General features: G+C 56.0%; 11 protein-coding genes. 3 read left to right on the top strand and 8 right to left on the bottom strand.

Translation table 11 applies throughout. The features are described from left to right. The first annotated feature begins 325 nt into the window (after nucleotides 1–325). Nucleotides 326–2,923, top strand: coding sequence for a bifunctional aconitate hydratase 2/2-methylisocitrate dehydratase (gene acnB, locus KB892_RS21240; RefSeq protein ID WP_002888735.1), 2,598 nt, complete (start codon nucleotides 326–328; stop codon nucleotides 2,921–2,923). A 186-nt stretch (nucleotides 2,924–3,109) separates the two neighbouring features. Then, nucleotides 3,110–3,472, top strand: coding sequence for a protein YacL (gene yacL, locus KB892_RS21235; protein ID WP_002888737.1), 363 nt, complete (start codon nucleotides 3,110–3,112; stop codon nucleotides 3,470–3,472). A gap of 72 nt (nucleotides 3,473–3,544) precedes the next feature. Here the strand turns inward: yacL and speD are convergent, their stop codons facing one another. The 7 genes from speD to KB892_RS21200 all read right to left on the bottom strand — a co-directional run bounded on the left by speD (nucleotide 3,545) and on the right by KB892_RS21200 (nucleotide 9,709). Beyond that, nucleotides 3,545–4,339, bottom strand: coding sequence for an adenosylmethionine decarboxylase (gene speD, locus KB892_RS21230; protein WP_002888739.1), 795 nt, complete (start codon nucleotides 4,337–4,339; stop codon nucleotides 3,545–3,547). 24 nt (nucleotides 4,340–4,363) lie between these two features. Beyond that, nucleotides 4,364–5,224, bottom strand: coding sequence for a polyamine aminopropyltransferase (speE, locus tag KB892_RS21225; RefSeq protein ID WP_002888741.1), 861 nt, complete (start codon nucleotides 5,222–5,224; stop codon nucleotides 4,364–4,366). 149 nt (nucleotides 5,225–5,373) lie between these two features. Continuing rightward, nucleotides 5,374–6,591, bottom strand: coding sequence for an FKBP-type peptidyl-prolyl cis-trans isomerase (locus tag KB892_RS21220; protein WP_004151360.1), 1,218 nt, complete (start codon nucleotides 6,589–6,591; stop codon nucleotides 5,374–5,376). A 32-nt stretch (nucleotides 6,592–6,623) separates the two neighbouring features. Then, a protein-coding gene (locus tag KB892_RS21215; RefSeq protein ID WP_085955245.1) for an IS3-like element ISKpn18 family transposase occupies nucleotides 6,624–7,816 on the bottom strand; the annotation gives its coding sequence in 2 pieces (ribosomal slippage) (nucleotides 6,624–7,540 and nucleotides 7,540–7,816; 1,194 coding nt in all). 48 nt (nucleotides 7,817–7,864) lie between these two features. Next, a complete protein-coding gene (locus tag KB892_RS21210) occupies nucleotides 7,865–8,122 on the bottom strand; it encodes a hypothetical protein (protein ID WP_014342874.1) in 258 nt (85 codons plus the stop codon). Nucleotides 8,123–8,703: 581 nt separating this feature from the next. Next, nucleotides 8,704–9,114, bottom strand: a complete 411-nt coding sequence (locus KB892_RS21205) for a hypothetical protein (protein WP_002888804.1) — start codon at nucleotides 9,112–9,114, stop codon at nucleotides 8,704–8,706. Between the two features lie 247 nt (nucleotides 9,115–9,361). Continuing rightward, on the bottom strand, nucleotides 9,362–9,709 hold the full coding sequence (locus KB892_RS21200; protein ID WP_002888808.1) for a YacC family pilotin-like protein: 348 nt from the start codon (nucleotides 9,707–9,709) through the stop codon (nucleotides 9,362–9,364). 145 nt (nucleotides 9,710–9,854) lie between these two features. Between KB892_RS21200 and cueO the strand changes: the two genes are divergently transcribed. Beyond that, complete coding sequence (cueO, locus tag KB892_RS21195) at nucleotides 9,855–11,453, top strand: multicopper oxidase CueO (protein ID WP_002888811.1); 1,599 nt, start codon at nucleotides 9,855–9,857, stop codon at nucleotides 11,451–11,453. Between the two features lie 83 nt (nucleotides 11,454–11,536). On the opposite strand, the gene KB892_RS21190 is transcribed toward cueO, so the two are convergent. Next, nucleotides 11,537–13,927, bottom strand: coding sequence for a glucose/quinate/shikimate family membrane-bound PQQ-dependent dehydrogenase (locus KB892_RS21190; RefSeq protein WP_002888816.1), 2,391 nt, complete (start codon nucleotides 13,925–13,927; stop codon nucleotides 11,537–11,539). Between the last annotated feature and the right edge of the window lie 68 nt (nucleotides 13,928–13,995).

Genomic DNA, 13,995 nt, shown 5'->3' with positions numbered 1-13,995 from the left:
GATCGGCCCGTGGCGTTGTACGCGGAAAGGAATTTTTGTCGCGGGATTTGAACAGAAAGCCTGCAATATCCTGCCCTTAACGATTCAGCTAAATTTTAATGTTGCTTTTTTGTAAACAGATTAACACCTTTCAAAAATCCTGCTATGCTGCCGACGCGGTATCGGGCATTTACCCTACAAACTGCTGTCTCACAGGAGCGTGAAGAAAATCGCCCAGCCACTAAATCCTTCAAGATGCGTCACGCGGCAAGCTAAGCCAGGACAGAGGCAGATTGATTGAAGACGTGTAGGCCGCATTATGACAATGAGAGCGAGGAGAACCGTCGTGCTAGAAGAATACCGTAAGCACGTAGCTGAGCGTGCCGCCATGGGGATTGTTGCCAAACCCTTAGATGCAACCCAAATGGCCGCGCTGGTAGAACTGCTGAAAAACCCGCCTGCGGGCGAAGAAGAATTCCTGTTAGACCTGCTGATTAACCGTGTACCGCCGGGCGTCGACGAAGCCGCCTATGTTAAAGCTGGATTCCTTGCCGCGATCGCCAAAGGCGAAGCGACCTCCCCCCTGGTTACCCCTGAAAAAGCCGTTGAACTGCTGGGCACCATGCAGGGCGGTTACAATATCCATCCGCTGATCGATGCGCTGGACGACGCGAAACTGGCGCCGATTGCCGCGAAAGCGCTCTCCCATACCCTGCTGATGTTCGATAACTTCTACGACGTGGAAGAGAAAGCCAAAGCGGGTAACGAGCATGCTAAACAGGTTATGCAATCCTGGGCTGACGCCGAGTGGTTCCTGAACCGTCCGCAGCTGGCAGAGAAAATCACTGTTACCGTCTTCAAGGTCACCGGCGAAACGAACACCGATGATCTCTCTCCGGCGCCGGATGCGTGGTCGCGCCCGGATATCCCGCTGCATGCGCTGGCAATGCTCAAAAACCCCCGCGAAGGTATTGAGCCGGATCAGCCGGGCGTGGTTGGCCCAATCAAACAGATCGAAGCCCTGCAGCAGAAAGGCTACCCGCTGGCCTACGTCGGCGACGTGGTCGGGACCGGTTCTTCACGTAAATCCGCCACCAACTCGGTGCTGTGGTTTATGGGCGACGATATCCCGAACGTGCCGAACAAGCGCGGCGGCGGCCTGTGTCTGGGCGGTAAAATCGCGCCAATTTTCTTCAACACCATGGAAGATGCGGGCGCGCTGCCTATCGAAGTTGATGTGTCTAACCTGAACATGGGCGACGTAATCGACGTTTACCCGTTCAAAGGCGAAGTGCGTAACCACGAGACCAACGAACTGCTGGCCAGCTTCGAGCTGAAAACCGATGTGCTGATCGACGAAGTGCGCGCCGGCGGCCGTATTCCGCTGATCATCGGTCGCGGTCTGACCACCAAAGCGCGTGAAGCGCTGGGCCTGCCGCACAGCGATGTCTTCCGTCAGGCGAAAGACGTGGCGGAAAGCACCCGCGGCTTCTCGCTGGCGCAGAAAATGGTTGGCCGCGCCTGCGGCGTTGCCGGTATCCGTCCGGGCGCTTATTGCGAACCGAAAATGACCTCCGTCGGTTCTCAGGACACCACCGGTCCAATGACCCGTGATGAGCTGAAAGACCTGGCGTGCCTGGGCTTCTCTGCAGACCTGGTGATGCAGTCCTTCTGCCACACCGCGGCCTACCCGAAGCCGGTTGACGTTACCACGCACCACACTCTGCCGGACTTCATCATGAACCGCGGCGGTGTTTCTCTGCGTCCGGGCGATGGCGTGATTCACTCCTGGCTGAACCGCATGCTGCTGCCGGATACCGTGGGTACCGGCGGTGACTCCCACACCCGTTTCCCAATCGGCATCTCCTTCCCGGCAGGCTCTGGTCTGGTGGCCTTCGCCGCCGCGACCGGCGTGATGCCGCTGGATATGCCGGAATCGGTGCTGGTGCGTTTCAAAGGTAAAATGCAGCCGGGGATCACCCTGCGTGACCTGGTCCACGCCATCCCGCTGTACGCCATCAAGCAGGGCCTGCTGACCGTGGAGAAGAAAGGTAAGAAAAACATCTTCTCTGGTCGCATCCTCGAGATCGAAGGTCTGCCGGATCTGAAAGTCGAGCAGGCGTTCGAGTTGACCGATGCCTCGGCGGAGCGTTCTGCCGCCGGCTGCACCATCAAGCTGAATAAAGAGCCGATCGTTGAGTATCTGAACTCCAACATCGTTCTGCTGAAGTGGATGATCGCCGAAGGCTACGGCGACCGCCGTACCCTGGAGCGTCGTATCCAGGGCATGGAAAAATGGCTGGCGGATCCGCAGCTGCTGGAAGCCGATGCTGACGCGGAATACGCGGCAGTGATCGACATCGATCTGGCGGATATTAAAGAGCCGATTCTGTGCGCGCCGAACGATCCGGACGATGCCCGCCTGCTGTCTGATGTGCAGGGCGAGAAGATCGACGAAGTGTTCATCGGCTCCTGCATGACCAACATCGGCCACTTCCGTGCCGCCGGTAAGCTGCTGGATAGCCACAAAGGCCAACTGCCGACTCGCCTGTGGGTGGCGCCGCCAACCCGTATGGATGCCGCGCAGCTGACCGAAGAAGGCTACTATAGCGTGTTTGGTAAGAGCGGGGCGCGTATCGAAATCCCTGGCTGTTCCCTGTGTATGGGTAACCAGGCGCGCGTGGCCGACGGCGCGACGGTGGTTTCCACCTCTACCCGTAACTTCCCGAACCGTTTAGGTACCGGCGCTAACGTCTATCTGGCCTCTGCCGAACTGGCAGCGGTGGCTTCGCTGCTCGGCAAACTGCCGACGCCGGAAGAGTACCAGACCTTCGTGGCGCAGGTGGATAAGACGGCGGAAGATACCTACCGTTATCTGAACTTCAACCAGCTGGATCAGTACACTGAAAAAGCTGACGGCGTGATCTTCCAGACCGCGGTGTAAACCATTCGGTCAGCCCGGCTGACCGTTTGGCGATAAACTCTCCAATGCCCGGTGAACATTGCATCAGCGGGCATTTTTATTTCCAAACCTCCCGCCCGCTACGCTTTTTTTCTTTCTGTCTGCTGCGATAATTACTGCATGGGTACAGTGCAGCGGTGACGCATTGCCCTTGCAGAGGAAAAGACTATGGATTACGAATTTCTGCGCGATATTACCGGAGTGGTAAAGGTGCGAATGTCGATGGATCACGAGGCGATCGGCCACTGGTTCAACGAGGAGGTGAAAGGCAATCTTGCTCTGCTGGACGAAGTGGAGCAGGCTGCGCGCACCGTGAAGGGCAGCGAGCGTTCCTGGCAGCGTGCCGGGCATGAATATACGCTGTGGCTGGATGGCGAAGAGGTGATGATCCGCGCCAATCAGCTGGAGTTTTCCGGCGACGAAATCGAGGAGGGGATGAGCTACTACGACGAAGAAAGTCTCTCTCTGTGCGGTGTTGAGGATTTCCTGCAGGTGGTCGCCGCCTATCGTGAGTTTATGCAGCAGCGTTAATGACGCCTTTTATGTCGGGCGGCGCAGAACTACAGGCCCGGCAAGCAAAAGCGCCGCCGGGCATTTCATAGATTACACGGCAGGAATATTGCGGCCGTAGTAAATCTCGCGCATCTCTTTCCATAGCAGGTCGGTAATGACCTTGCGCTCTTCGGCAGTCAACTCTTCCGGTCGGGTATGGAACATGTAGTGCTTAAGGTCGAACTCCTTGAGCAACATTTTGGTATGGAAGATATTTTCCTGATAAACGTTGACGTCGACCATGTCATACAACGACTTCATATCGTCGGACATAAAGTTCTGAATCGAATTGATTTCATGATCGATAAAATGCTTCATCCCATTGATATCGCGGGTAAAGCCGCGCACACGGTAGTCAATGGTCACAATGTCCGATTCCAGCTGGTGAATCAGATAGTTCAGCGCTTTAAGCGGGGAAATGACGCCGCACGTTGAAACTTCGATATCGGCGCGGAAGGTGCACAGGCCGCCCTCCGGATGGCTCTCCGGGTAGGTATGCACGCAGATATGGCTCTTATCGAGATGGGCGACCACGGTTTCCGGTAGCGGGCCAGGATGTTCGGTCTGGTCAATCAGCTTGGGATCGACAGGCTCTTCGCTGACCAGAATGGTCACGCTGGCGCCCTGGGGTTCATAATCCTGACGGGCGATATTCAGGATATTGGCGCCAATAATAGAACAGGTTTCTGTCAGGATCTCCGTCAGGCGATTGGCATTATAGAGTTCGTCGATATAGGCGATGTAGCCGTCGCGCTCTTCTGCCGTTTTGGCGTAACAGATATCGTAGATACAAAAACTCAGGCTTTTGGTCAGGTTGTTAAAGCCGTGCAGCTTCAATTTTTTCAATTTAGTTCACCCCCTTATTTCGCGTCACGGTGCGGACAGAGCATCATGCAGATATTGTGGTAAGGCGAAGGCCGCCGTATGGATTGCCGGATTGTAGTAACGGCAGGTCAGGTTGGCTTTGTGAAAGCGCGCCTGAATGATTTCGCTGGAGAGATGGCGCAGCGCCTCATTGTCGCTCGCCCAGGCAAAGGTCATGATCCCGCCGTAATAGGTTGGAATTGCCGCCTGGTAGAAGCTGACGTCGCGAAAATAGTGGCTTAGCTTGCGATGGCTGCCTACCGCTTCATCCTGTTGCAGGAAGCAGACGCCATTCTGGGCAACAAAGATCCCACCCGGGTTCAGGCAGCGTTTGCAGCCTTCATAAAAAGCCGAGGTGAACAGGCTTTCTCCCGGGCCGATAGGGTCGGTACAGTCCGAAATGATCACGTCAAACGTTTGCGTCGTCTGATTAACAAAATTGACGCCATCATCAATCACCAGCGTAAAGCGCGGATCGTCATAGGCGCCGGCGTTATGGTTCGGCAGGTACTGGCGGCAGAATGAAACTACCCCGGCGTCGATTTCCACCATGGTGATGGTTTCGATGCTACGGTGACGAGAGACTTCGCGCAGCATCGCGCCATCGCCGCCGCCAATGATCAACACATGCTTCGCGTTGCCGTGAGCCAGCAGCGGCACATGGGTCATCATTTCGTGATAGATGAACTCGTCGCGTTCGGTGGTTTGTACGACGCCATCCAGCGCCATCACCCGGCCAAAGGCGCGGTTATCAAAGATGATCAGATCCTGATGATCGGTTTTTTCGTGGTACAGCACGTTATCAACGCTAAAATACTGACCAAAATGGTCATGCAGCGTTTCATGCCACAGTGGATTATCGGCCACGATAAGGCTCCTCCTTCGTTAACATCTGTTACACCCGTAAAACGAGTGCAACATCATAGACAACTATAGATGAGGATGCACGGCGGTTATTGCAGCAATGAGGCAGGAATAACAGCCACCGCCCCGGAAGGGCGGTGGAGAGGATGAGGCTATTTTGCCGGCTCGGGTTGGCTATCTACTATCCGCACGGAATAAACCATGGTGGCGCCTGGCGGGATTTTTGGCGGTAATCCTTTACTGCCATAGGCCTTTTCAGGCGGGACGACGAGCGTCACAGAGCCGTGGTTCTGTAGACGCTTCAGCGGTTCGCGAAACACCGGGGGATAGGCATCCAGCTTTTGCGTAAGCGCCTGATCTTTCGCTTCCATATCGTTGATCACCGTCCCGTCCGTCAGCATCTCTTTGATCACCACGGTAACCAGGTCGTTACCGCTTATTTTTCCTTTACCCAGGTAATCGACGCGGCTGTAGACGCCCTCTTTAAAGACCACATCTTTTTTGCGCGCAAACGCCTGCTGATATTTCTTGCCGGCACTGATGTTTTTCTGCTCTATTTTATTCAGGTTCTGAAAAACCTGCTGTGACACATCAAACAGCGCCTTGTTACGTTCCTGCTCTCCGAGACGAAGCTGGCCGCGAAAGGCATCTTCGATGCCCTGCAGCACCAGGCCTGCGTCGACGGTAACTCCCTGAGTGCGACGGGTGGTAAGGACGTTGAGCGCCTCGCTTCCCATCGAGGCGCCGATCGCATAAGCCTGCTGTTCTCCCGATGCGCTGAGTTTGGCGGCGGCGCTCTCGCCGCTGCGCGTTTTGGACTGTACAGAAAGCTGCGTTCTCAGCAGTTCGATTTCATCTTCTTTCATCCGTAGCTGGGCGTTGTCTTTATCCGCCTGCAGGCGATAGGCTGCCACTATGGCCGCCATCTCTGGTGGCTCATTTTTTGGCGCAGCGGCGTCGTTAGCGGGGCCATGCGGCGCTTTATCCACGGCGGCCAGCCGGGTGGACAGAGATTGTTTATCGGCGTTAAGGGCTTTGACCTGATCGAGGGCAGCCTGCTGCGTCTTTTCCGCAGCGGCGAGGCGAATAGTCAGCGACTGCTTATCGGCGTTAAGGGCTTTAACCTGCTCGAGGACGGCCTGTTTCTCTTTTTCCGCGGCGGCCAGCCGGGTCGCCAGCGGCTGTTTGTCAGCGTTAAGCGCTTTAGCCTGGTCAAGAGCGGCCTGCTGCGCCTTCTCCGCAGCGGCGAGGCGAATAGTCAGCGACTGCTTATCGGCGCTAAGGGCCTTAACCTGCTCGAGGACGGCCTGTTTCTCTTTTTCCGCGGCGGCCAGTCGGGTAGCCAGCGGCTGTTTGTCTGTTGTGGTCAAGTTTTTTTGGACACGCCGATCAGATGGTAGGGTTATGCACAGGCGGGCAACTGGGCGGCAGGGCTGGCCAGCGTTTCGTACTGTGCGGGTGATCGGTAGCCAAGTTTTGAATGCAATCGGGTACTGTTATAAAAGTTAACGATGTAGTCGGTGATGTCTTGTTTGGCTTCTGTATGGTTGGCATACCGAGTCTGCCAGACACGCTCCATTTTCAAATTCAGAAAGAACCGCTCCATCACGGCATTGTCCCAGCAATTACCCTTGCGGCTCATGCTGAGTACCAGACCATGGTTTTCAAGTAATTGCCGGTGTTCAGCACTGGCATATTGACTGCCCCGGTCCGAATGAACCAATAAACCCGGTGCCGGTTGGCGAACCGAAATAGCCATGCTCAACGCATCGCACACCAGCTGTGCAGGCATGGTCGGTGCCATGGACCAACCCACGATGCGACGTGAATACAGATCCAGCACAGCGGCCAGATATAGCCAACCGCTGTCGGTCCGAATGTACGTCACATCGCACACCCAGGCCGTATTGGGTGCTTCAGGCTCAAACTGACGGTTGAGCACGTTCTCTGCCACCGGCAAATGGTGTTTGCTATCGGTGGTATGAGCGAACTTGCGACGCCAACAGGCCTTGAGTCCACAGGCTTTCATCAAGGTACGACAGCGATGACGTCCAACATCATGGCCCTGGGCACGCAGGGCTGCACTCAAACGACGACTGCCATAGGTGCGACCACTGGCAAGAAAAACCGCCTGAGCATGCACGCTGTCCTGGCAAATAGGTTTGGGTGTATTGACTCTGCGACGCGCTGCGTAGTAACCAGAGCGACTGATGTCCAACGCCTGACAGACCTGCTTGATCGGGGCCTGCTTCGCTAACTCAGTGACAACATCGTGGATCACTTTATTTCCCGTGCGAAGAAGGCCGAAGCTTTTTTTAATAATTCATTGTCTGATTTTAGTCGCCTGACTTCGGCTTCCAGTTCTCGAATACGTTGCTGCTCAGCCGTTAACGGTTTACCAATCCCCGGCCTGCCGGCTGACTCGTCATCCAGTTGGTGTACCCAGCGTCGGACCACACTTTCGGTCAGCTTCATTTCGCGGCAGACTTGGCTGACGCTGACGCCTTGCTCGCGCACCATGCGCGCCACCTGTAACTTGAACGCTGGATCAAAGGTTCGGCGATTCTTGGTTGTGTCGGTTGTCTTGTCGGTCATCTCTTCATGTTCCTTGTCGGGGGGAAAACACCCGATCAAAGTGTCCATTTAAATTTGACCACAACAGTCAGCGTTAAGCGCTTTAGCCTGGTCAAGAGCGGCCTGCTGCGCCTTCTCCGCAGCGGCGAGGCGAATAGTCAGCGACTGTTTATCGGCGTTAAGGGCCTTAACCTGCTCGAGGACGGCCTGTTTCTCTTTTTCCGCGGCGGCCAGCCGGGTCGTCAGCGGCTGTTTGTCAGCGTTAAGCGCTTTGACCTGCTCAAGAGCGGCCTGTTTCTCTTTTTCCGTTGCGGCCAGTTGGGTCATTAGCGCGTGTTTATCTTTATTAAGCGTGGTAAAGCTGGCGCTGAGGCGTTTATTTTCAGCTTCGGCTTGCTGAATCTGCGTCGTTAATTGCTGGATCTGCTGACGCGCCGCGGCCTGGCTTTGCTGTAGATTATTATTCTGCACAACGCCTGCTTTTTTTATTAATGCCTCTTTTTCTGCAGTAGCGGCGCTTAAGGCGACCTGTAATTCATTAATTCTCTTATTCAACGCCGCTTGCTCATTCGCTCCGGCAGTATCCGTTTGCGGCGTAGCGGCAAGCTGTTTTTTTAATTGCTGTATAAGCTTATCTTTTTGTGCAATCGCCGCCTGCTGGCTGGTGATTCTTTTTTGTAATTGTGAGGTGCTGGTACCGGTTTTTTTATTATCTGCGCTCTGGCGGCTTTCTTGTGTTTGTTTTGCGCTTGCGGCATCGTTTTTTTCTTGCGCCTGAGATTGCTGGGTTTGCTGTTGGGCGTAATCAAGAAAGGCCGGCGCGGCGCCGGCGGTGAAGGGGGTTGAAAGCGCCAGCGCAGCGACGAGCATCAGCAGGGGCGCGTTGAGGGTCAGCGTGGCGGCTCTGTTCATGGCTGTTTGCTTTCACCACGCTGTACCAGGCTATCGATCAGCGTTTTCTGGATATCGGCGCACAGTTTGATGGATTTAAACTGATACATGGAGTCAATGCCAAGCCGGGTAGGATCTGCCACTTTCTCGCGCACGCTATTATATTGTGACGCCGCGCGCACTAAAGCGTTAAAGTCATTGCTGAGTTTAGTGGCTTGCTGTGGGTTAACCTCTTTTAGCGAATCCAGCGCCTGGCGACAGGATTCAATGCGCGCTTGTTCGCTGGCTGCCCGCTCCTGCTCTGCCTGCTGCTGTGTCGTCAGCGGCGTGGCGATCGGTTTAACCGGCTGGCGGGAAGAGGTATTGCTACAGCCGGCTACTAACAGCGCGGCGAGTGGGATAACACGAAGAGTCAGCGAGATATTCACAATTTCAGTCCATGAAGTAGGTATATTTTTACCGGATTCTAGAAGGGTGCTTTTTATTTTGCAATATATGAATAATGATATTTTATTAGTTTTTTAGTCATTCTTCATTATTATGGGTTTACTTTATTTGGCAAATTGATAGGTTCGCAATTAAATAAGGTTTGTTTATATACAATAATAAATATAAATATTTAAAGGGGGAAGTTGAAATGCTAAAGGCGCGGAGCGTTGCCGCCCGCGCAGGGAATTATTTAACGTAAGCCAGCAGGCTGAGCGAATCGCGGGCCAGCGCTTTACATTTTTTCGCCGTCGGAATGTTAATGCCGCTAAGATCGCGATAGCTGTCTTCGCCAAGCGCTTTCATGTTGTAGCTGTCATAGTTGCTCAGGTCCCACTGGTTCTGTTGGGCAAAGAACACCAGCGCGCGACGGATCTGCGTGTTGGGCAGGTTCTGGTAGCCACAGTCGTTTTTCAGAAACACAAAAACCGCGGTTAAATCAGCCATATCTTCCGCTTCGGATTCGCTGAGCGCGTAGCTGTTGGCGGAGAGAGCAAGCAGGCTGCCGAGTACCATTGTTCTGAAAAGCGTCTTCATTTTTTCTACCATTAGATCACCGACGCTTCAAATTAGCATACTTCTTTACACAGCGCCGATCTTTATTCTTACTCTTCTGCTTGACCTTCCCGTTACGGTAGGGTTTAAGCTCAAATATTCGCCCGCAGAATAAAAGGATGTGAATATGCAACGTAGAGACTTCCTCAAACTGACCGCCGCGGTCGGCATGGCCAGCGCATTGCCGTTATGGAGCCGGGCGGTCTTTGCCGCCAGTCGCCCGGCTCTGCCGATACCGTCGCTGTTAGCCGCCGATGCGCGCAACCGCATCGCGCTCAGGATCCAGGCGGGCAAAACGCGGTTTGGCGCCCTGAATGTCACTACCTGGGGCTACAACGGGTCGCTGCTGGGCCCTGCGCTGCAGTTGACGCAGGGGAAGACCGTCACGGTGGATATTACTAACCAGCTGGCGGAAGAGACCACGCTGCACTGGCATGGTCTGGAGGTACCGGGCGAGGTCGACGGGGGGCCACAGGGGGTTATCGCGCCGGGCGCCACCCGCACGGTAAGCTTCACGCCAACGCAGCGGGCGGCGACCTGCTGGTTTCATCCGCATCAGCATGGGAGCACCGGCCGGCAGGTGGCGATGGGGCTGGCCGGCCTGGTGCTGATCGAGGATGAAGAGAGCGGGCGCCTGCTGCTGCCTAAGCAGTGGGGGATCGATGATGTGCCGGTGATCGTCCAGGATAAGAAGTTCACCGCCGCCGGCGAGATCGACTATCAGCTGGATGTGATGAGCGCCGCCGTCGGCTGGTTTGGCGATACGCTACTGACCAATGGGGCCCTCTATCCCGAACATGCCGCGCCGCGCGGCTGGCTGCGCCTGCGCTTGCTGAACGGCTGTAATGCCCGTTCCCTCAATTTTGCCACCAGCGATAAGCGCCCGCTGTACGTAGTGGCCAGCGATGGCGGTCTGTTGGCCGAGCCGGTCAAGGTCGATGAATTGCCGGTCTTGATGGGGGAACGCTTTGAGGTGCTGGTGGACACCAGCGACGGTAAACCTTTCGATCTGGTGACTCTGCCGGTGAGCCAGATGGGCATGGCGATTGCGCCTTTTGATAAACCACAGCCGGTACTGCGCGTCCAGCCGCTGGTCATTCCCGCCTCCGGCAAGCTGCTGGATACTCTGGCCGCTCTCCCGGCGTTACCGTCCCTGACGGGGCTGACGCAGCGTCAGCTCCAGCTGTCTATGGATCCGATGCTCGACCGGATGGGCATGCAGGCGCTGATGGAGAAGTATGGCGACCAGGCGATGGCCGGAATGGATCACGGCATGATGGGGCATGGCGACATGAGCGACATGGGGAATATGCATCACGGCGACATGAGCATGAACCACGGATCCGGCATGGAGCATGGCATGTCGTCAGGCAAGGGCTTTGATTTCCATAACGCCAACCGCATCAACGGCAAAGCCTTCGACATGAATGAGCCGATGTTTGCCGCCGCCAGAGGCCAGTATGAGCGCTGGGTGATTTCAGGTAAGGGCGACATGATGTTGCATCCGTTCCATATCCACGGCACCCAGTTCCGTATCCTCAGCGAAAACGGCAAGCCGCCAGCGGCGCATCGTCGCGGCTGGAAAGACACCGTTCGTGTGGAAGGGGACGTGAGTGAAGTATTAGTGAAGTTTGATCATCCGGCGCCGAAGGAGTTTGCCTATATGGCACACTGCCACCTGCTGGAACATGAAGACACCGGGATGATGTTGGGGTTCACGGTTTAAGTCTCTGCGACCTGCTGCGATCCCCAACGGGAAGAAGGACGGAACACCAAAAAAAACGGCAACTTTCGTTGCCGTTTTGCGTTTTATTTGGCGTCATCCGGGAGCGCATAGGCGACAATATAATCGCCCATTTTGGTACCGAACGAGCCGTGACCGCCGGCAGAGATGACAACATACTGTTTGCCATTCACTTCGTAGGTCATCGGAGTCGCCTGACCGCCGGCTGGCAGACGGGCTTCCCACAGCTTCTCGCCGTTGCTCATATTGTACGCGCGCAGGTAGTTATCTGCAGTCGCGCCGATGAACAGGACGTTACCGGCCGTGGAGATCGGACCGCCCAGCATCGGCATCCCCATGGTAAACGGCAGTTTAACCGGCATCGGGAACGGCAGGCTGTCCTGCGGAGTACCGATACGTTTTTTCCATACCACTTCGTTGGTTTTCAGATCCAGGGCGGAGATATACCCCCAGGCCGGCTGTTTGCACGGCAGGCCGAACGGCGACAGGAACGGGTTCAGCGTTACGCCGTACGGGACGCCGTACTGCGGCTGCACGCCGGACTCCGTACCAGAGCCTTTCGCATCTTTCGGCGGCTCCATCGGATTGCCTGGCCCGCGCGGGATCAGTTTTGAGACGAAAGGCAGCGCCATCGGGTTGGCGATAGCCACCTGACGGTTCGGATCGACGGAGATACCGCCCCATTCAAACATCCCCAGGTTACCCGGGAACACCAGCGTGCCCTGCTCAGACGGCGGGGTGAAGATACCTTCATAGCGCAGCTGGTGGAAGATCACGCGGCACACCAGCTGGTCGAACATAGTGGCGCCCCACATGTCCGCGCCGGTCAGATCTTTCTTCGGACGGAAGCTCAGATCGGAGAAGGGCTGGGTTTTGGTAACGTAATCACCTTTGGCAGCGCCCTGCGGAACCGGTTTTTCAGGCGCCGGGACCACCAGCTCGCCGTTACGACGATCCAGCACGAAGATGTTGCCGGTTTTCGCTGGGGCATAGATGACCGGTACGGTTTTGCCGTTGACCTCAATATCAGCCAGCGTCGGCTGGGAAGGCATGTCCATATCCCACAGATCGTGATGGACGGTCTGATAGCTCCAGGCCAGCTTACCGGTGGTGGCGTTCAGTGCCACAATCGAGCTGGCATAACGCTCTTGCTCCGGCGTACGGTTGCCGCCCCAGATGTCCGGAGTGGTCACGCCCATCGGCAGATAGACCAGATCCAGCTTAGCGTCGTAGGCGGCAGGCGCCCATGAGTTCGGCGAGTTGAGCGTGAAGTGATGTTCATCGCTCGGGATGGCGTTCGGATCTTTCGCACCCGGATCGAAGGCCCACAGCAGTTTACCGGTATTCACATCAAAGCCGCGGATCACGCCTGACGGCTCGCGGGTAGAGAAGTTATCGGTGACCGCGCCGGCAATCACGATGGTTTTATCGGTGATGATCGGCGGTGAAGTGGGTTCATACATGCCCGGCGTGGTGACCGGCATGTTGGTCTGCAGATTGAGAATACCTTTATTAGCAAAGGTTTCGCACAGCTTACCGTTGTCGGCGTTTACCGCGAACAGGCGACCATCGTTCACCGGCAGGATAATGCGGCGCGGACAGTCGGCGACAACGTCGGCAGGGGCGTTATCCGCTTTCGCTTCGTGATAAGAAACACCGCGGCAGGTGACGTGCTGGAACGACGGATCGGCGTTCAGCTGCGGGTCAAAATGCCACTTCTCTTTACCGGTGGCGGCGTCCAGCGCAAACAGGCGCTGGTGAGCGGTACACAGGAAGAGCGTATCGCCGACTTTAATCGGCGTCACTTCGTTAGTGATTTCACCCGGATCGTTCGGCTGTTTCAGGTCGCCGGTGCGGAACACCCAGGCTTCCTTCAGGTTCTTCACGTTATCGGCGTTAATCTGCTTCAGCGGGGAGAAGCGCTGGCCTTCCTGGTTACGGCCATAGGCCGGCCAGTCGCCGTCGGCGACGGTGGAAATCGGTGCGGCCGGCGTAGCGTCGGCGCTCAGGGTGCCGTTGACTTCCTGCGGGTCGTTAAAACCAGCCCAGGTCAGCATGCCGCCGCTGATCAGCAGGGCGACGACCAGCGCGCCAACGGCGCCAGCGGAAGGCACCGGCAGACGACGCCAGACAAAGGGTAGGATCAGCCAGATGCCAAAGAAGACGAGGATATCGCTACGCGGCGTCAACGCCCAGAAGTCGAAACCAACTTCCCAGACGCCCCAGATCATGGTCGCCAGCAGCAGCGCGGCGTACAGCCACAGCGCAGCGCGCTTGCCGCGGAACAGCATTACGGTCACGCCCAGCATCACCAGCCCGGCGATAGGGTAGTACCAGGAGCCGCCAAGCACGACCAGCCATGCCCCGCCGATTAATAGATAGAGGCCGCAGAACGCTGCAAATAGCGCAGTCAGCGTCACCAGGAGCCTTGATTGTTGAGACTTTGTTTCAGCCATAAAAAGTTACTCATGTGTTTGTTAAATTTTTTAACTGCAATTAATTATAGGATTTAACAAGTGTGATC

Origin of the sequence: Klebsiella sp. P1927 (assembly GCF_018204675.1) — a bacterium.
GTDB lineage: Bacteria > Pseudomonadota > Gammaproteobacteria > Enterobacterales > Enterobacteriaceae > Klebsiella > Klebsiella pneumoniae.
Note: the sequence above shows the minus strand (reverse complement) of the source record. Positions and strands in the feature narration are given on the sequence as shown.